This is a genomic window from Parabacteroides vesiculifaciens (assembly GCF_049860805.1).
Lineage (GTDB): Bacteria > Bacteroidota > Bacteroidia > Bacteroidales > Tannerellaceae > Parabacteroides.
In genome coordinates this window covers 2,653,364-2,671,743 of the sequence record NZ_CP187555.1, presented here as the reverse complement: position 1 = coordinate 2,671,743, position 18,380 = coordinate 2,653,364, and the positions used below count along the sequence as shown (strand labels likewise).

15 protein-coding genes, 2 tRNA genes and 1 pseudogene are annotated in these 18,380 nt (G+C 44.8%); 9 read left to right on the top strand and 9 right to left on the bottom strand.

The window, feature by feature from the left end:
* Positions 1–216: 216 nt before the first annotated feature.
* From ACPYIV_RS10945 to ACPYIV_RS10930, 4 genes are all read left to right on the top strand, one after another.
* Positions 217–573, top strand: a complete 357-nt coding sequence (locus ACPYIV_RS10945; protein ID WP_293731831.1) for a hypothetical protein — start codon at positions 217–219, stop codon at positions 571–573.
* A 137-nt stretch (positions 574–710) separates the two neighbouring features.
* Positions 711–1,610 (top strand): YitT family protein, encoded by a 900-nt coding sequence (locus ACPYIV_RS10940; protein WP_293731832.1) that lies wholly within the window; start codon positions 711–713, stop codon positions 1,608–1,610.
* A gap of 63 nt (positions 1,611–1,673) precedes the next feature.
* On the top strand, positions 1,674–2,873 hold the full coding sequence (locus tag ACPYIV_RS10935) for a pyridoxal phosphate-dependent aminotransferase (protein ID WP_425882976.1): 1,200 nt from the start codon (positions 1,674–1,676) through the stop codon (positions 2,871–2,873).
* Between the two features lie 13 nt (positions 2,874–2,886).
* Positions 2,887–4,131, top strand: a complete 1,245-nt coding sequence (locus tag ACPYIV_RS10930) for an ABC transporter permease (protein ID WP_425882974.1) — start codon at positions 2,887–2,889, stop codon at positions 4,129–4,131.
* Positions 4,132–4,133: 2 nt separating this feature from the next.
* On the opposite strand, the gene ACPYIV_RS10925 is transcribed toward ACPYIV_RS10930, so the two are convergent.
* From ACPYIV_RS10925 to hisH, 9 genes are all read right to left on the bottom strand, one after another.
* A complete protein-coding gene (locus ACPYIV_RS10925; protein ID WP_293731834.1) occupies positions 4,134–5,312 on the bottom strand; it encodes a glycosyltransferase in 1,179 nt (392 codons plus the stop codon).
* A 947-nt stretch (positions 5,313–6,259) separates the two neighbouring features.
* The gene (locus ACPYIV_RS10920) at positions 6,260–6,871 is read right to left on the bottom strand and encodes an outer membrane beta-barrel protein (RefSeq protein ID WP_425882972.1); all 612 of its coding nucleotides are present in this window, start codon (positions 6,869–6,871) and stop codon (positions 6,260–6,262) included.
* A 314-nt stretch (positions 6,872–7,185) separates the two neighbouring features.
* A complete protein-coding gene (gene lysA / locus ACPYIV_RS10915; protein ID WP_293739604.1) occupies positions 7,186–8,343 on the bottom strand; it encodes a diaminopimelate decarboxylase in 1,158 nt (385 codons plus the stop codon).
* A 117-nt stretch (positions 8,344–8,460) separates the two neighbouring features.
* On the bottom strand, positions 8,461–9,774 hold the full coding sequence (locus ACPYIV_RS10910; RefSeq protein ID WP_293734776.1) for an aspartate kinase: 1,314 nt from the start codon (positions 9,772–9,774) through the stop codon (positions 8,461–8,463).
* A 64-nt stretch (positions 9,775–9,838) separates the two neighbouring features.
* Positions 9,839–10,516, bottom strand: coding sequence for a cell division ATP-binding protein FtsE (locus ACPYIV_RS10905; RefSeq protein WP_425882969.1), 678 nt, complete (start codon positions 10,514–10,516; stop codon positions 9,839–9,841).
* Positions 10,517–10,521: 5 nt separating this feature from the next.
* Positions 10,522–11,118, bottom strand: coding sequence for a bifunctional phosphoribosyl-AMP cyclohydrolase/phosphoribosyl-ATP diphosphatase HisIE (hisIE, locus tag ACPYIV_RS10900; protein WP_005640797.1), 597 nt, complete (start codon positions 11,116–11,118; stop codon positions 10,522–10,524).
* Between the two features lie 75 nt (positions 11,119–11,193).
* Positions 11,194–11,949 (bottom strand): imidazole glycerol phosphate synthase subunit HisF, encoded by a 756-nt coding sequence (gene hisF, locus ACPYIV_RS10895; RefSeq protein WP_301704150.1) that lies wholly within the window; start codon positions 11,947–11,949, stop codon positions 11,194–11,196.
* Between the two features lie 18 nt (positions 11,950–11,967).
* Positions 11,968–12,687 (bottom strand): 1-(5-phosphoribosyl)-5-[(5-phosphoribosylamino)methylideneamino]imidazole-4-carboxamide isomerase, encoded by a 720-nt coding sequence (gene hisA / locus ACPYIV_RS10890; RefSeq protein ID WP_293734780.1) that lies wholly within the window; start codon positions 12,685–12,687, stop codon positions 11,968–11,970.
* 6 nt (positions 12,688–12,693) lie between these two features.
* Complete coding sequence (hisH, locus tag ACPYIV_RS10885) at positions 12,694–13,284, bottom strand: imidazole glycerol phosphate synthase subunit HisH (protein WP_293734781.1); 591 nt, start codon at positions 13,282–13,284, stop codon at positions 12,694–12,696.
* 430 nt (positions 13,285–13,714) lie between these two features.
* Between hisH and ACPYIV_RS10880 the strand changes: the two genes are divergently transcribed.
* From ACPYIV_RS10880 to tnpB, 5 genes and pseudogenes are all read left to right on the top strand, one after another.
* Positions 13,715–13,791 (top strand) — tRNA-Asp (locus tag ACPYIV_RS10880).
* A gap of 11 nt (positions 13,792–13,802) precedes the next feature.
* Positions 13,803–13,876: transfer RNA gene (locus ACPYIV_RS10875), tRNA-Asp, on the top strand.
* 243 nt (positions 13,877–14,119) lie between these two features.
* A pseudogene (locus ACPYIV_RS10870) lies at positions 14,120–15,121 on the top strand (phage integrase SAM-like domain-containing protein); the annotation flags it as partial.
* 565 nt (positions 15,122–15,686) lie between these two features.
* Positions 15,687–17,507, top strand: a complete 1,821-nt coding sequence (locus ACPYIV_RS10865; RefSeq protein ID WP_425886488.1) for a reverse transcriptase domain-containing protein — start codon at positions 15,687–15,689, stop codon at positions 17,505–17,507.
* 295 nt (positions 17,508–17,802) lie between these two features.
* A complete protein-coding gene (tnpB, locus tag ACPYIV_RS10860; protein ID WP_336527059.1) occupies positions 17,803–18,336 on the top strand; it encodes an IS66 family insertion sequence element accessory protein TnpB in 534 nt (177 codons plus the stop codon).
* Positions 18,337–18,380 lie beyond the last annotated feature (44 nt).

Sequence of the window (18,380 nt, the reverse complement as noted above, 5' to 3'; positions counted from 1 at the left end):
ATCTTATTTGTAATAAATATCTCATTTACGTCTCAAAAAGATGTCTAAAATGTTAAATGATATCCAATTTGCTAATTGTTAACAATATTTTGCCATATCCAAGAACAATGTTATAAAACACATTGTTATATTTGCAGAAACAAAAAGATAAAAGGTAAAAAGAGAAGGGGCAAAGGGCCCCTGTGTTTAGGTTTAACAATTTAATGTTTAGGTATTATGAGACGTTTAGGTATGGCTGTAGCAGCCGTTTTATTATGTGCAACAATGGGGTTTGCACGCGAGAACCGTAACAATGTGAGTAAAGAACCGTTTGCTATTAACTTTGAAAAATTGAGCAACTATTTGCAGTTGTCTTCTTACCAGGCCAATGAGGTAGCAAACATCAACGAGTACTTCCTGGATATGCAGGGAGAAAGCCTCCGGGCAAGTGAAAAGATACGTGACAAAAAGATGCGTCAGGCAGTCTATGGAAATCTGAAGTTGATGAAGAAGGTTCTTACACCGGAACAGTATCGCAAATATGTGATTCTGTTGAATGTGACAAATAATAATAACCGTGCCTTGAATTTCTGATAATTCGATCCGGATCAGGTTATTTTTGATAGCTGAAGAGATTGTATGCTTTATGTGTACAATCTCTTCTTTTTTATCTATCTTTGTGCTGTTTTAACAAATAATGAACAACACAAAAATCGAACAACAACGCAAACATGGAACAACCGCTTAATCTGGCCTCTAATGCCGCTTTGAAAAGAAATGTAGCAGACTACACTTTGATCGTTATCGGTGCTTTTTTTCAAGCACTTAGTTATGTCCTTTTCCTGGCTCCCTACAAGATTGTGCCGGGAGGTGTGTATGGCATCTCGATCGTCCTGCATTATGTAACAAAAGATCTTTTTTCTTTTATGCCCGACGGATTGCCGATGGGTGCTACGGCCCTTTGTTTTAATATCCCGCTGATGATCCTGGCGATGAAGAAGATCGGGTTGGCGTCGGGTCCTAAAACGATCGTGACGTTTGTGCTGATCTCCATCTTTACGGATTCATTGTCTTATGTTCTTGGAAACCAGCCGTTGGTAGAGAACGATAGTTTTATCGCCTGTTTTTATGGAGGAGCGATTCTGGGTATCGGGGTGACTTGCGTATTCAGGGCCCAGAGTACCAGTGCGGGAACGGATGTTCTGGCACGTGTGATTGCCAATAACTCAAACTTGAAGGTCAGCAATATGATTATCGTCCTCGATTCTCTGGTGGTTTTGCTGGGATTGATTGTTTTTCAGGATTGGGCTGTCCCTTTGTATTCCTGGTTTGCTATTTTCGTGTACGGGAAGATTGTAGAAATGTTCCAGACCGAGAACCCCAACCGGGCGGTTTTTATCGTATCGAAGAAAACGCAAGAGATAAAAGACCTGATTGTCGGGAAGATGGGAATGCGCGGTACTTTCTTGCACGGACGTGGTATGTATGAAGGGAAGGAAAAAGAAATCATCTTTACCATTGCCGAGCGTAAAGACCTGCCCCGTTTGAAAGATGAGGTGAAGGAAATCGATCCGAATGCCTTTATTTCGACTATGCATGCAAGTAAGGATTCGCCGCGTCCGGGAATCTAAACAGTTGAAAGTTGAAAATTATTTCCTATCTTTGCCTCATTCTAAAAACAAACCGTAAAAGTAATGCCTAATATTTCACAACGAGGAGCCGATATGCCGGCTTCCCCTATTCGTAAACTTGCCCCGTTGGCTGATGCTGCCAAACAGAGAGGTGTTCATGTATATCACCTGAATATAGGTCAACCTGACCTGCCTACCCCGCAAGCGGCATTGGATGCGATCCGGACGATCGATCGTTCGGTGTTGGAATACAGCCCGAGCCAGGGATATCGCAGTTATCGTGAAAAATTAGTGGGATATTATAAGAAGTACGATATAAATCTGACGGCGGATGATATTATCATTACGACAGGCGGTTCGGAGGCGGTATTGTTCGCTTTCCTGAGTTGCTTGAATCCGGGTGATGAGATTATCGTGCCCGAACCGGCTTATGCCAACTATATGGCTTTCGCAATCTCGGCGGGGGCGGTGATCCGTACGGTGACGACAACGATCGAAGAGGGTTTTTCCCTTCCTAAAGTGGAGAAGTTCGAAGAGTTGATCAACGAGCGTACCAAAGCGATCCTGATCTGTAATCCCAATAATCCGACCGGATATTTATATTCCCGTCGTGAAATGAACCAGATCCGGGATATCGTGAAGAAATATGATCTTTATCTTTTCTCGGATGAGGTCTACCGTGAGTTTATCTACACCGGTTCGCCTTATATCTCGGCTTGCCATCTGGAAGGGATCGAGCAGAACGTGGTGCTGATCGACTCGGTGTCCAAGCGTTATTCGGAATGCGGCATCCGCATCGGTGCGCTGATCACGAAGAATGCCGAAGTCCGCAGTGCCGTTATGAAGTTTTGTCAGGCACGCCTGAGCCCGCCATTGATCGGACAGATTGCAGCCGAGGCTTCTTTGGATGCTTCCGAGGAATATGCACGTGAAACGTACGATGAGTATGTCGAACGGCGTAAATGTTTGATCGACGGCTTGAACCGTATTCCGGGTGTGTACTCCCCGATTCCGATGGGGGCTTTCTATACGGTAGCCAAATTGCCGGTCGATGATGCCGATAAGTTCTGTGCCTGGTGCCTGAGTGATTTCGAATATGAAGGGCAGACGGTCATGATGGCTCCGGCTACCGGTTTCTACACGACTCCGGGGTTGGGTAAGAACGAAGTCCGTATGGCGTACGTACTGAAAAAAGAAGACCTGGCGAAGGCGCTCGTGGTGCTTCAGAAGGCATTGGAGGCTTATCCGGGAAGAACAGTATAAATGAATAATTATCTTGGGTTTCGAGTATTTTATAGCAAAACGCATCTATTTCAGTAAGGAGGGAGACCGGCAGGCTACTCCTCCTGTTGTTCGTATCGCGATGGTCGGAATAGCCCTGGGGCTGGCTGTCATGATCCTTTCGGTTGCTATAGTCATTGGTTTTAAGAAGGAGATCCGGAACAAGGTGATCGGTTTCGGCTCCCATATCCAGATCACGAACTTCGATAATAATGCTTCTTACGAATCGACTCCGATCGCGGTAAGCGATACGTTGCTGGATTATCTGAAGTCTTTCCCGGGTATTACGCACGTGGAGGCTTTTGCCACGAAGCCGGGAATCCTGAAGACGGATACCGATTTCCAGGGGATTGTCCTGAAAGGAGTGGATGAGAACTACGACTGGACTTTCTTCCGTAATAATCTGAAAGAGGGCGAGCTGTTTACCCTTCCTGCCGATAAGGCGTCAACGGATGTGTTGATCTCCCGGTTTCTGGCTAACCTGTTGGGATTGAAAGTGGGCGATTCCTTTTTGACTTATTTTGTGCAAGATGAAGTGCGTGCCCGTAAATTCCGTATAACAGGTATTTATGAGACGGGCTTTGTCGATTACGACAAACTGTTTGTGGTTGCCGATATCCGCCAAATACGCCGCCTGAACGGTTGGGCTCCCGACGAGGTGAGCGGCTTGGAACTGCAGGTGGACGATTATGATCATCTGGACCGGATTGCCGAAGATTTGTATTTCGATCTTGCCGAGAAACAGGACCGGAATGGCAATATGTATTATACCCGTTCCATCAAGGAACTGAACCCGATGATATTCGACTGGCTGGATGTGCAGGATATCAATGTGGTGGTCATTCTTATACTGATCCTTGCCGTTGCCGGCTTCACCATGATTTCGGGGTTGCTGATCATCATCCTGGAACGGACGAACATGATCGGTATTCTGAAAGCATTAGGAGAAAATAACACCAGCATCCGTAAGATATTCCTTTATATATCCTTTTTCCTGATCGGCAAAGGAATGATTTGGGGCAATGTGATCGGAATCGCGCTTTGCCTCGTCCAATCCTGTTTCCGTGTCGTGAAGCTCGATCCTTCCGTCTATTATTTAGATGCGGTTCCCATCGATTTGAATGTCGTTTCCCTTATCCTGTTGAATGTCGGTACGTTGGCGGCTGCCATGTTGATGATGCTGGGACCCTCTTACCTGATTACCCGCATCGAACCTGCTAAAAGCATACGGTTCGAGTAAAGCTATATTTTAGTTGTAAAATCCTTTCTCCATTTGAACAAGCGGTATATGCGGACGTACAGGTTATAGGCCGGTTGTGCGATTTCCAGAACAGGTAACCAAGCTGTCAGTGGTTTCTGTTGCAAGAGAAGGGCCGATTTGCGAAGGACGACTGCTTTTGCCGTAAAGTGGAGGACCAAAAGCAATCCTGTTAGTATGGAAACCAACCAGTTCCCTAAAATACCGGTGATAAAACCCGCGACGGCAGTAAGGAGAAACAATAGATTGCTGTAATTGTCCATCCGGTAAAAGAGCAAAGCATTTCCTTTGTAATAGCGTCCTGTGGCGGCACGGGATACCTTCATCTCTTTCCAGATGCCAGAATCTTCTATTTTGCCCATTTCAGTCAGGGCGTCCGGTGAATATTGTACCTGTGTGTTGGTGCCGGTGGCGGCTTCGTTGATAAAGAGATCGTCCGCTCCGGCGTGAAGGTACAGGGATTTGGAATAACCTTTACGGGCAAAAAACAACTGTTTGCGGTAGGATAGGTTTCGCCCGTTTCCCGTATAAGGACGATGGGAGAGGGCGGAAGAGAGCATTTGCAAACCGTTCATAAGGTTATCGTATGCGACTAACTTTTGAAAGAATCCTTTCGTATGGCGATATGTACAGAAACCCAGCACAATTTCGGTTTCCGGGTTATAAGTACCGGCCATTGTCGCTATCCATTTAGGGCCGAGTGGGCGGCAATCGGCTTCGGTGAAAAGCAGGATGTCGTGCTTGGATGCTTTGATTCCCATTGTGAGTGCCAGTTTTTTGTGGCTCAGGTAGTGGGCGCCGGCAGGCACATAGGTATAGTAGAGATGTTTATGTTCGTTTGAGAATAGTTTGAGAACATCCTCGCTTTCGGCATCGGAACCGTCGTTTACGACGATCACTTCATAATCCGGATAGTCCTGGTTCAGAAAAGCCGGTAAGTTATTGCGTAAGTCTTCCGGCTCGCCGTGGGCATAGACAATGACGGAGACAGGCTTGACTTCCTTGTCTGCCGTAACCCGTACTCTGCTTTCCGCTTCCCTCGCAGCACGTAGCGGACGCGCATATGTCACCAGATAATAAAGTATTTGTATGATAAACAACACGCCTGTAATTCCGGCCAGGAATAGTTCAAGGGCAGAGAATGTAAGTAAATTTTCGCTCATCGATATCTTGTCTTTGGAGATACAAATGTACGGAGGATTTTTGATTTTATCGCAGTAAAGTGGTTGCCAGCCTATATAAAAGCCTGTCTTAATTTTACAGCAGGGCAACCGCACCAAAATTCAGTAGATGGGATGGGCTATTCATTATTATGTTTTTCCAAAATCATCCGTCACTCTATCACTGAACGTTATACAGGTTTTGATAATCAATATGTATATAAAGTGATACATGCAATTTACATCTATCACGCTACTATCACTATCTATCACTCTTTGATTGCGATATATTTTGTATATTGCTAATAGTTAATATATTACAAATATTCTCCCTCAAAAGTCCACTTTGATTACATCGGCCAAACAAATGTAAAAACAGGCTAAACAAATATTAAATCGCGCATTAACCTAAGTTTTTTTACATAAGCTGCAGGCTTTTCAAAGCAAAAGCCGGGAGAGAATTTGGTCTACACTCCCATGTAGCTATTTCCGACATCCGGGTCTATGGAGCGTAAGACCCGGATGTCGGAAATAGCTACATGGGGGTGTAGGGTGAATTTTATTACGTGATTTGCATTATTTATAGCAGTATTTACACAAATAAAGTCTTATCTTTCAAGGCTGAAGTTAGGTATCTTTTTCTCTCGAAATCGGTATAACATTCTGATTTTTAATTGTATTTTATTTTAATCTTTGTATCTGTCAAAATCCGGGGTGATAGAGGGGTGATAGATAAGTGATAGATAAAACAGGCTTCTATCACTTGCATATCCATTGAATATCAAATCGTATATACTGATCTGTGATAGAGTGACAGATGATTTTGGAAAAACGATAATATGAAGCATTACACAAGATTTGGTGCGGTTGCTCTGATTGAGAAATACAATATAAAAAGAAAGCGGAGATCCTGCCATCTCCGCTTTCTTTTTATGGCTAAGGATGCGATCCTATTTCTTCCCGCAAAGCTTGAACAGCTTGCAAAGGTCGTAACCGGCGGTGATTTGGAAAACGCGGTTCTTGTCGGAGTACTCTTTTACATTTGAGACGATACCGGCATTATAACTGAATGCCAGGTCCAGCCCGAAGTCGAAGCGATAGCCTAAGCCGAAAGTGATGGAGGCTAATGTGTTTTGATAGGGAATGTTTTGTTTACCCGTTCCTGCCCCATCTTCGCCGGACATCAATAGCCAAATCCAATCGTTTCTTTTTATGCAAAGATCCAATTGCGGTCCGGCAAAAATGTTTAGTCCTTTCAATATGTAAGGCATATATAATTTGACTTTCAGAGGAATTAGCAGATAGTTCTCTTCAATAGCATCCGTATTCCATTTGAAACCTTGGTTCGCATATAAAAAATCAGCTTCTAATGCGAAGTTCTGAATCCTGTATTCTCCAAATAACCCGGCAGTAACGCCAGTACGAGAATTATGGTCTATGCCTGTAACCGACACATCTGATATTCCCAAACCGATTTTAGGCCCGAAAGACCACTGACTTTGTGCTGTGCTGCCGGACTGTATACCAAATATCATTAAAAAGAGATAAACAAATTTTTTCATGATGATGGGCTGTTTTTAGGGTTGTATATTGATCATTTGTAATGTAGAGATACAACCTGAATTTGGAGGATTGTTTGCATGTGTTTTCATACGCGGTAATTTTATAATGTTAGACTTGGTAAATAAATATTACAGATGTAAGGTTTTAAATTGATAGAAAGTAATAGATAGTAAGTAAATGTGAAAAATAAAAGCCCCCTTGTCCCCGCGCTTGACGCGGGGCTGCAAAAGAACCGGCCTTATCAATCAGATGTTTATAGGGGCAGTTTTAGTGCGATCCCGCGTCAAGCGCGGGAACAGGACGGTTTTCTTGTTTATAACCTGTCCGAATAATAAGCCACCGGCAACTTCCGGCAGTTATATTGCGAAGCCATTACTTCGCCGTAAGCGCCTGCGGAGCGGAGGGCGATCAGGTCGCCACGGTGGGCGCGGTTCAGTTCGATGTCTTTGCCGAACACGTCGGACGATTCGCAGATCGGGCCGACAACGTCATAAACTTCAACTTCTTCGTCGCTGGTGATATTTTCCATGCGGTGGTATGCGTCGTACATGGCTGGGCGGATCAGCTCGGTGAAGCCGGCGTCTAAAATACAGAATTTCTTCGTTTCACCGACTTTCACATACAGCACTTTTGAGATCAGCGAACCACATTGTGCGACGATGGAACGTCCCGGTTCGAAATGAACCTGCTGTCCCGGACGAAGCTCAAGCAGTTTGTTGAATACGGCAAAATAGTTGTCGAATGCCGGGATGGGCAAATGATTCGGGTGATAATAGTCGATGCCGAGGCCGCCACCGAAGTTCAGGTTTTCAACCTTTATCCCACGCGCTTCCAGCTCTTCCTGAATTTCATTGACACGGATTACCAGGCCACGGAAAGCAGCCATATCTGTAATCTGCGAACCGATATGGCAATGGATGCCGATCAGTTTGACGTGTTCCAGGCGGCTGACTAAGTCTAACACCTGCCCGAGCTGGCTCAGGTTGATACCGAATTTGTTTTCCTTCATGCCGGTCGTTATCTTGGCATGTGTATGGGCGTCTACTTCCGGATTGATACGGAGGGCGATCGAGGCCACTTTATTTTTGGCAGCAGCCAGTTCATCTAATATTTCCAGTTCTGCAGCCGATTCGACGTTGAAGCAAAAAATATCGTTGTCAAGTCCTAAGTTGATCTCCCAGTCCGCTTTGCCGACACCGGCAAAAACGATTTTGCCGGCAGGAAAACCTGCATCGAGTGCAGCCTGTATTTCACCGCCACTCACACAATCGGCTCCCAGGCCGTATTCTGCGATAACAGACAAGATACGGGGATTGGCGTTCGCCTTGACTGCATAGTGGGCATGATAGCCATACTTTCCGGCTTCCGTTTTCACCATATCGAGCGTCTCTTTCAGCAGCTCGATATTATAATAATAGAAAGGCGTTGTCAAAGCCTTGAATTTGTCTATTGGAAATTTCCCTTTTAACATATATGGTAATTAGTATATAAAATAGGCACGAATTACACGGATTTCACTGTTTTCTGAGTTCGCTCAAACTATGTAATCCATGTAATCCGTGCCTGAAATTTTCTTATGTATGTACTGTTAGTTGTTGAACAAATGATCGCTTAATGCTTGCAATGCCCTCGTCTTGTCGGAGGCTTTCACAAGGAGCGAGACGTTGTAGTTGCTGCCGCCGTACGAGATCATCCGTACCGGAACATCTTTCATCGCCTGGACGATGCTGGCTTCGAAGCCGACGTTCTCCCATTCCAGGTCACCTACTACACAAACGATTACCATATCTTCGTCCACCGTAACCGTTCCGTATTTCTTCAGGTCGTCCACGATCTCTTCCAGATGCTTGCGGCTGTCGATCGTAACCGAAACACCCACTTCGGAAGTGGTTACCATGTCGATCGGAGTCTGGTAGTTTTCGAATATTTCGAACACCTTGCGCAGGAAGCCGGTAGCCAGCAGCATACGGCCGCTCTTGATCTTGATGGAAGTGATATTGTCTTTTGCGGCGACAGCTTTGATCTTCCCTTTTTCCGTCATGTTGGAGATCATGGTACCCGGAGCTTCCGGCTGCATCGTGTTCAGCAAACGGACAGGGATGTTGTTCAACTTGGCCGGCAAGATACAGGTCGGATGCAGAATCTTGGCTCCGAAGTAAGCCAGTTCGGCAGCTTCTTCGAAATGCAGGTGGCGAACCGGCGATGTCTTTTCAACGATGCGCGGATCGTTGTTGTGCATACCGTCGATGTCTGTCCATATCTGGATTTCTTCCGCACCGATAGCCGCACCGATCAGAGAGGCGCTGTAGTCGCTGCCGCCACGTTGCAGGTTGTCGATCTCGCCATAAGCATTGCGGCAGATATAACCTTGTGTGATGAAGAGGTCTGCATCCTTGTGTTCGTCCAATAGCTTGACGAGCTTTTCTTTAATGTAGACGGGATCCGGTTCTGCATTCTTGTCCGTACGCATATAATCCAATGCCGGAATCAGAACGGAGTTTACGCCGCATTCGTTCAGGTAGAGGTTCATCATACCGGTAGAGATCAGTTCGCCCTGTGCCAGGACCACCTTTTCTTCGAACAGTGTGAAAAGATCTTTCGTAAACGTGCGGATATGATCGAAATGATGTTTTATCAGTTCTTTGGCCTTCTGCTTATATTCGTCGGTGCTGTAGAGTTCTTCAATATGGCCGTAATATTTTTGCGCCAGTTTATTGATGACCTCGTTTGCTCCGTCAGGGTTTTTCTTGTACAAGTAATCCGAGATTTCAACCAATGAGTTGGTTGTACCGGACATGGCAGACAAGACTACAATGTTACGTTCTCCCGTAATCAGTTTTGCTACACCTTTTATTCTCTGTGCAGATCCCACAGAAGTACCGCCAAACTTTAAAACTTTCATTTTCTTTTACTATATTAATTTGTTCTTCTTCGCTTTAAATGCGTGTGCAAAGTTACATAAAAAATTATTCTCCAACATCACTTAGGCAGGCATTCTCACATTTTACTATACGCGCGGGATAATTATGTACCAGCGTGTAGTTGTGGGTCGTCATGACGACAGCCGTTCCTTTGCGGCAAATGTCGTGCAGAAGCTGTACGATTTGCCCGCTTGTTTCCGGGTCTAAGTTTCCGGTCGGTTCGTCGGCAAGGATCAATACCGGATCGTTCAGCAAGGCACGGGCGATCACGATACGTTGCTGTTCGCCGCCCGAAAGCTCGTGCGGCAACTTGTAGCCTTTATCCTGCATTCCGACCTGGAACAGCACGTTGTCGATCCGCTCGTCTATTTCGCTTTTCTTTTTCCATCCGGTCGCCTTCAGGACGAATTCGAGATTTTTGTGTACCGAGCGATCGGTCAAAAGCTGGAAATCCTGAAAGACAATGCCTAATTTCCTGCGCAGGTAGGGAATGTCTTTCCGTTTCATCTTACAGAGGTTATAGTCTAACAGCCATGCGTCCCCTTGGTTGATGGGAATCTCGCAGTACAAAGATTTCAACAGGCTGCTCTTGCCGGAACCTACTTTTCCGATCACATACACAAATTCTCCGTTGTGGAGCGTAAAGGAGGCTTCATGAAGGATTACGTTCTCTTCACGGCAGATTTCCACTTTATCCAGTTTGAGCAGGGTTGTCTCTTCCATTGCTATTATCCTTTATGTCTGCTTTTTAATTCGCGTGCGAGGTCTTCGATGCGAAGTCCTTTACTTGTCAATAATACGATCAGGTGGTAGATCATGTCAGCAGCTTCGTAGACGAGGCGGTCGTCTGTTCCGTTAGTGGCTTCGATAACTGTTTCGACAGCTTCTTCGCCCACTTTTTGTGCCATGCGGTTGATACCTTTCTGGAACAGGGTAGTGGTGTAGGAACCTTCCGGCATTTCCTGGCGGCGCTGTTCGATGAAGTTCTGCAAATATTTGAGGAACATGATGTCTTCCACATTCTTTTCGCCGAAACAAGTATCGGCGCCGGTATGGCATACGGGACCGGCGGGAATAGCTTTGATCAACAGTGTGTCGTTGTCGCAATCGGCTGCGATGGTGACTACCTGCAAGGTGTTTCCGCTGGTTTCGCCTTTCATCCAGATACGGTTTTTCGTACGGCTGAAAAATGTTACTTTACCGGTTGCTTTTGTCTCTTCGTAAGCTTCTTCGTTCATAAAGCCCAACATCAATACCTTGTTTGTGTTGTAGTCCTGAACGATGGCGGGAATCAAGCCGCCCATTTTTTCAAAATCTAATTTCATTTTCTATCTTGTTGTTATATACTTTCGTATCGGTATTTATATCATGGCGGAATTGATCCGCCATGATATGTTATATTAAATGCGGACGTTGATCCCTTCTTTATGGAGATACTCTTTTAAAGCTCCTATGCCGATTTCCCCGAAATGGAACACGCTTGCCGCCAACGCCGCATCCGCCTTTCCCAGAGCGAATGTGTCGCGGAAGTGCTCCATTTTCCCGGCTCCTCCCGAAGCTATGACCGGGATGTGCAGGTTGTCAGCCAGCGTAGCCAACGCTTCGTTGGCGTAGCCGTCTTTCACTCCGTCGTGTGTCATACTGGTAAACAGGATTTCTCCGGCTCCCAGGCTTTCCGCTTCTGAAGCCCATTGGAAAAGATCCTTTTCCGTCGGAATACGTCCGCCGTTCAGGTAACATATCCAATTGCCGTTTTCGAAATTGGCATCGATGGCTACCACACAAACCTGGTTGCCGAAGTTTTTGGCAATCTCTTCGATCAACTTCGGGTTGCGCAGGGCTGCCGAATTGATGGAAACCTTATCGGCTCCGGCACTCAACAAGCGGTCCACATCTTTCAGCTCATTGATGCCGCCCCCGACCGTAAAAGGGATGCTGATATTGGCCGCAACCTTCTTTACCAGTTCCGTAAATGTCTTACGCCCTTCGTGCGAAGCGGTTATATCTAAATATACCAATTCGTCCGCTCCTTCCCGGCTGTATTGTGCTCCCAGTTCAACCGGGTCGCCGGCATCGCGGAAGTTTACGAAATTGATTCCCTTAACGGTTTTTCCATCTTTTATGTCCAAACAGGGTACTATTCTCTTGGCAAGCATATATAATTATTGTTTTTATCAGGTGAAGCGGATCAAATCATTCAGCTGTATCTTTCCTTCGTAAATCGCTTTACCGAAGATGACAGCCGGAATACCTGCTTCAGCCAGTTTTTCAATATCTCGTATGGAACTGACGCCTCCGCTGGCTATCAGGTAGAGCAGAGGTATTTGTTCCTGTATCTCCTTATATAATTCGATGGCAGGGCCTTGCAGCATGCCGTCGCGACTGATGTCCGTGCAGATTGTCTTCGTGATTCCTTTGTCGTAATAATCCCGGATGAAAGGGATCAACTCTTTGTCTGTCGTCTCTTCCCATCCGCTTATCGCGATCTTTTTATCTTTGGCATCTGCTCCGAGGATTATTTTCCCCGGACCGAACTTGGTGATCCAGGAGGTGAATACTTCCGGGTTCTTCACGGCGATGCTTCCTCCGGTAACCATCTGCGCACCGCTTTCGAAAGCTATTTCCAGATCTCCTTCCTGTTTCAGTCCGCCTCCGAAATCGATAATAAGCGAAGTACGTGTCGCCAGCCGTTCCAATGTGCGGTAGTTGATGATCCGTCCTTGCCGCGCTCCGTCTAAGTCTACCACATGCAGGCGGCGGATGCCATGATCTTCAAACATCTTGGCTACTTCGAGAGGATCTTCGTTATACACTTTCTTGGTGTCGTAATCGCCCTGGGTGAGGCGTACGCATTTCCCGTCGATCATATCTATTGCCGGAATCAACTCTATCATATCACATTACAGTTTTAAAAAGTTACTTAATATAACCTCGCCGACCGAACCGCTTTTTTCCGGGTGGAACTGAGTCGCATAGAAATTGTTTTTATGCAAGGAAGCGCTGAACGGAAGAATATATTCGGTTGTGGCGGCGGTGCATTCGTTTACGGGTACATAATAACTATGTACGAAGTAAACAAACTTGTTCTCCAATTGCTCGTTGAACAGTTCGCCTTTAACATTCGTAATCGTGTTCCATCCCATGTGCGGGACTTTATCTGCATGTTGCTGCGGGATGAAACGTTTTACTTCCGTATCGAAAATGCCCAAGCATTCCGCATCTCCCTCTTCCGAATGGCGGCACATCAATTGCATGCCGAGGCAAATGCCCAGAACGGGTTGCTTCAATCCTTTTATAATCGCATCCAGTTTATGTTTTTTTAGGTGCTCCATCGTGGTCTGTGCTTCACCGACCCCCGGAAAGATCACTTTGTCCGCTTTACATAACAGTTCCGGATCTGCTGTGACCGTTGCTTCGACTCCCAGTCTCTTCAGTGCATAACTCACAGAATAAATATTTCCGGCATTGTATTTGATAATGGCGACATCCATTGTTGCTTCCTTTTTTATATTGAGCTGCAAAACTAACAAATTATCATGACATATAGATGTCTGCTTTATGAAAAGTTGCAGAATAGATGTTATTCGTGATAAACTGCCGTGTTTGCCATTCTTGGCTTATTGTATCGGCTATGAATCTGCTTGGAATTCGTTTCTTTTTGGCAAAAATGGATTCTTCTGTTCCTATATTTTTCGCTTAATAAGGGTGCTGCAATACATAACAGACGGAACTATGGAATAATACCAAGACTACAACGGATGTGTCTTTCAGAATATAAATAAAAAAGTTTCGGTGTAAGAGGTTTATTATCAGAGATGATTGAAAAATAATAAAAAATATATGTGTGCAACTCTTGCATAATTCAAATAAACCACCTACTTTTGCATCGCAATTCAGAGGAATAGCACTTGAAAAAGTAATGGTTCGGTAGTTCAGTTGGTTAGAATACATGCCTGTCACGCATGGGGTCGCGGGTTCGAGTCCCGTCCGGACCGCCAAAAAACATTTTGGTGCGTTAGTTCAGTTGGTTAGAATACATGCCTGTCACGCATGGGGTCACGGGTTCGAGTCCCGTACGCACCGCAAAAGTAAATACAAAATTAAAGCAAAGCTCTGAAATTCAAGGATTTCAGAGCTTTTTCTTTTTCTCTACTTCGGCAAAAAATAGCAGTTTCAGGCAGTTCTCACGTGGCTTATTCGTGGGACTTTTTGAAAGCTGTTTTTGCTCCCACGAATTGACGCTTTTGTCTTTGATTGTCAGCTTTTTGCGTAGCTGGTTTTTGAGTGTAGCAAACTAATTTTGTACCACTTAAAAATCAAAGAATTATGGGAGCAGTGAAAAGAAACACACTAAGCGTATTGTTCATCATCAAGAAATCAAAACTTCTGAAAAACGGTGAAGCTCCTATTTGTATGCGCATCACCGTAAACAAGCGAGTAGCCGAAGTTATGATTAAACGGAGCATTCCCGTAGATTTATGGAATCAGAAAAAGGAATGTTCCAAAGGAAAAGACCGGGTAGCCATCGAACTGAACCACTATATCAATACGGTTCGTGCCAAAGTATTGCAGATACACCGTGAATTGGAGATAGACAACAAACCGATAACAGCCGATATTATAAAGGATTGTTTCTACGGACGGGACAAGGTACAGCGCACCTTGCTGGAAGTGTATGCAGAGCATAACGAAAAATGTCGTGCCCTGATTGGCAAAGAATATACGGAAAGCACCGTTACTAAGTTTGATACTTCAATAAACCGCTTGAAAGAATATATCCGTAGTTGCTACCACCGTGATGATATAATGCTGGCAGAACTGGATGGGCAATTTATTCGTGATTTTGATTTTTGGTTGAAAACAGAGAAGCATTGCCAAAACAACTCTGCATTGAAACATTTGAAGAACTTGAAAAAAGTTGTTCGTATTGCTTTGGCTAACGACTGGATAAAGAAAAACCCGTTTTACGGCATCCACTTCAAGCAGGAAGAAGTTAATGTAGAGTTCCTTTCACGTGAAGAATTGGATGTTTTGATGAACAAAGAATTTACTATCAAACGTTTAGAGCAGGTAAGGGATATTTTTGTCTTTTGCTGTTTTACCGCACTTGCTTTTGTCGATGTGCAGCAGTTAAGCCGTGAACACCTGATAAAAGACAATAACGGTGCTTTGTGGATACGCAAGGCACGGCAGAAAACTAATCAGATGTGTAACATTCCCGTTTTATCCATTCCTCAAAGGATATTAAGGAAATATGAAGATAATGCAGAATGCATAAAGAAAGGAGTGCTTTTACCCATAATTAGTAATCAGCGTATGAATGCTTACTGTGCGCCCGTAAAGGTTGCGTAATGAATGTCTCTTTAGCAAGAGACTAGACTAGATTCTAAGTCTACTCCCAACCGACTTATCCGGCGGGGAAACCCAATGGGGAGTATCGCATGTCGGTTGCAGCATGGCCGCCCTAATTGCCAAGAGCGAGTGCATCGCTGGGGAGAAAGACAGACACGAGGATGAAACCTATACTGGTTGAACGATAGTTCAGTGAGGCATGTTGGACTTGTGACGAAAGGCAGTTGTATTGTCACACCGTGGCTCTCTCATTTGTCAGGTAGCCTTTGAGAGCATAGAACATAGCTACGGCACAACCGCAATAAGCGGAGAAAAGAACGAAAGTCGCATCCGACAGTCTGTCGCGCTAATAGTCATTACGAAACTAAACGGGGATTTCCTAAATCGGGATGCCTATGGAAACAAGGGCTATGTATAAAGATACTGAATACCCGATATGGAAACGGAGCTTCCGTAGTAGTCCGAGCAAGGTAACGCCTTGCACATGGCGAAGGGAAGCAGTTGTCAACTTAATACAAACTAAGGAAAACGTGTGAGACGTATGAGAGATCCACAGCAAGTATTAAACGCTTTATGCGAACATAGCAAAGATTCGGATTACCGATACGAAAGACTCTACCGGATTCTGTTTAATGAGCAGATGTTCTTCATTGCCTATCAGCGTAAATATGCCAATCAAGGTAATATGACGCCCGGCAGCGATGGTAGAACCATCGACCGAATGAGCATTGACCGTATACAGAAAATAGTGGCAAGTCTGAGGGATGAATCTTATAAGCCCCACCCGACACGTCGAGTGTATATTCCTAAAAAGAATGGGAAGAATCGCCCGCTGGGCATTCCATCTTTTGAGGATAAACTTGTGCAAGAGGTAGTGCATATGATTCTGGAAGCCATTTACGAGGGACACTTTGAAGATACCTCGCATGGATTCCGCCCCAATAGAAGTTGCCACACGGCATTAAGAGACATAAAGGTGACATTCAAAGGAACACGATGGTTTATCGAAGGTGACATCAAAGGCTTCTTTGACAATATTGATCATAACATTATGATTGATATCCTCAGAGAGCGCATCTCCGATGAACGGTTCCTGCGATTAATCCGCAAATTCTTAAATGCAGGCTATATGGAGAAATGGACATACAACAACACCTACTCTGGAACACCACAAGGTGGTATCATTAGCCCTATTTTGGCTAACATCTACCTTGACAAGTTCGACAAGTATATAAAGGAGTATGCCGATAACTTCAATAGAGGCAGAGGACGTAGACTAACCCAAGAGTATCAGCGTAACCGGAATCAAAGGAATGTATTACGATGGAAACTAGAAGCAGAAACGGATGAAAACCGCAAGGTTGAACTGAAATCAAAAATTGCCGAAATGCGCAAGAAGATGCTGGATATTCCAGCAACAAGGGACATAGACGATGCGTTCAGAAGATTGAAGTATGTGAGGTATGCCGATGACTTTCTTATAGGAGTGATTGGCAGCAAAGAGGAATGCGAGAAAATCAAGGCTGATATTACGACGTTCATGAGTGATAAACTCAAATTGGAGATGTCGCAGGAAAAGACCTTGATTACGAACGCACAGGAACCTGCAAAATTCCTTGGGTACGAAATCAATGCACGCCGTTCTATGGACCACACACGCACACGGAGTGGACTACAACGACGCCCGTGGCTGGGAACAATTGTGTTGAAAGTCTCTTACGAAACTGTACTTAAGCGTCTTCAATACTATGATGCTGTGCTTATCACACAAGTAAACAGAAAAGAGACACTTAAGCCTTCGTCTCGTAAGTATATGGTAAATAGACAAGACGCAGATATCCTGGCGCAATACAATCTTGAATTGCGGGGATTCTACAACTACTATTCCATTGCGGACAATATCGGCTATTGGGGGTGGAAGTTCAATTACTTCATGAAGTATAGTATGCTCAAAACTCTCGGTCGCAAGCACAAAAGAACCGTCGGACAAATACTTGAAAAGTACAAAGACGGAACGGATGTGATTATCCCTTATAAGGATAGCAAAGGCAATGCGAAACAAAGAGTATGGTATAACGGCGGATTCAGATGCAAACGCTTCACCGACATCTATGAGGATAACCATTACGACAACATACCGAACACCATGTATCTTCCTGCCCCCACACTTGTGGAAAGGCTCAAAGAGAGAAAGTGTGAATTATGCGGTGCAATAGGAGACCTTGTGATGCATCACATACGCAACATCAATCAGCTTAAAGCTGACACCAAGTGGAATGTTGTGATGATTAAACGCCATCGTAAAACTCTCGCAGTCTGTCATGATTGCGATGCATTAATCCATAAAAGCTATGATAAGTAAAGTGATGTTGACAATGGAGAGCCGTATACATGGAGACATGTACGTACGGTTCGGGGGCAGGTTAGCGGAAACTTACCACCGAAAGGTGGAAAAGCGCTGCGGGCCTAGCCTACTAAAAGAAATCGCTGATTTATGCGGCATTACCAAACGCTTAACTACACATGTAGCACGCCATACTGCGGCTACCGTAGTTTTTCTCGCCAATGATGTATCGTAAGCATCCGCCCCAGTACATCCTCCTCTAATTATATGTGCTCTTTATCTTTGTTCCGAAAAAACAAAAAAAAGGACTCAGATGAAAAATCGTGAAAAAGAAATCTTTGAAAACGCCCAATTGTTATCAATGTTGTCAGAACCGGGTGAACTGAATGAAATAACCTTCGAGTACCTGCGTTACCAATCGGGCGGTGCGGTCCGCTTCAGGATTCACCATTACCGCTTTTCTCCGGAGAGCTTGGGCATTTATAACGTATCCGATCTTGTCAAAAGTAAAGAAGACCGGCATTATGGCCTTCCCTCAACGGACCGTGTCTATTTGTTTCCCCTGAAGAATTTCCATGCCGGCATCCCGTGCCTTAGCGGCATCGTGAACAGCCGTTTGGGACATTATCCGAAAGAGGGGGAAATCTATGTCTTCATCAACGGCGGACACAAGCAGCTTAAAGTATATTACCTGTCCCCTAACCAGGAACGGGTTTACCTTTACCATCTTTCGGAAGGGACTTATGACCTTCCCCGGCAATTTGAAAAACAATCTTACGAACAGGTAAACCGTACCTCTCTCGTCCGGTTGCTCGATTGTCCGAAAAAAAGGCGTAAAAGCAAGTAATATATTTATAAATCAGTGCCATAATATCAAATATTATTCGTATC

Excerpts from the sequence above, each read along its gene's own strand:
- ACPYIV_RS10940 (WP_293731832.1), top strand. The coding sequence starts at position 711 with ATGGAACAACCGCTTAATCTGGCCTCTAATGCCGCTTTGAAAAGAAAT.
- ACPYIV_RS10865 (WP_425886488.1), top strand. The coding sequence starts at position 15,687 with ATGAGAGATCCACAGCAAGTATTAAACGCTTTATGCGAACATAGCAAA.
- ACPYIV_RS10905 (WP_425882969.1), bottom strand. The coding sequence starts at position 10,516 with ATGGAAGAGACAACCCTGCTCAAACTGGATAAAGTGGAAATCTGCCGT.
- hisA (WP_293734780.1), bottom strand. The coding sequence starts at position 12,687 with ATGATAGAGTTGATTCCGGCAATAGATATGATCGACGGGAAATGCGTA.
- hisIE (WP_005640797.1), bottom strand. The coding sequence starts at position 11,118 with ATGAAATTAGATTTTGAAAAAATGGGCGGCTTGATTCCCGCCATCGTT.
- ACPYIV_RS10910 (WP_293734776.1), bottom strand. The coding sequence starts at position 9,774 with ATGAAAGTTTTAAAGTTTGGCGGTACTTCTGTGGGATCTGCACAGAGA.
- ACPYIV_RS10920 (WP_425882972.1), bottom strand. The coding sequence starts at position 6,871 with ATGAAAAAATTTGTTTATCTCTTTTTAATGATATTTGGTATACAGTCC.
- hisF (WP_301704150.1), bottom strand. The coding sequence starts at position 11,949 with ATGCTTGCCAAGAGAATAGTACCCTGTTTGGACATAAAAGATGGAAAA.
- lysA (WP_293739604.1), bottom strand. The coding sequence starts at position 8,343 with ATGTTAAAAGGGAAATTTCCAATAGACAAATTCAAGGCTTTGACAACG.
- tnpB (WP_336527059.1), top strand. The coding sequence starts at position 17,803 with ATGAAAAATCGTGAAAAAGAAATCTTTGAAAACGCCCAATTGTTATCA.
- ACPYIV_RS10925 (WP_293731834.1), bottom strand. The coding sequence starts at position 5,312 with ATGAGCGAAAATTTACTTACATTCTCTGCCCTTGAACTATTCCTGGCC.
- ACPYIV_RS10935 (WP_425882976.1), top strand. The coding sequence starts at position 1,674 with ATGCCTAATATTTCACAACGAGGAGCCGATATGCCGGCTTCCCCTATT.
- ACPYIV_RS10945 (WP_293731831.1), top strand. The coding sequence starts at position 217 with ATGAGACGTTTAGGTATGGCTGTAGCAGCCGTTTTATTATGTGCAACA.
- hisH (WP_293734781.1), bottom strand. The coding sequence starts at position 13,284 with ATGGATGTCGCCATTATCAAATACAATGCCGGAAATATTTATTCTGTG.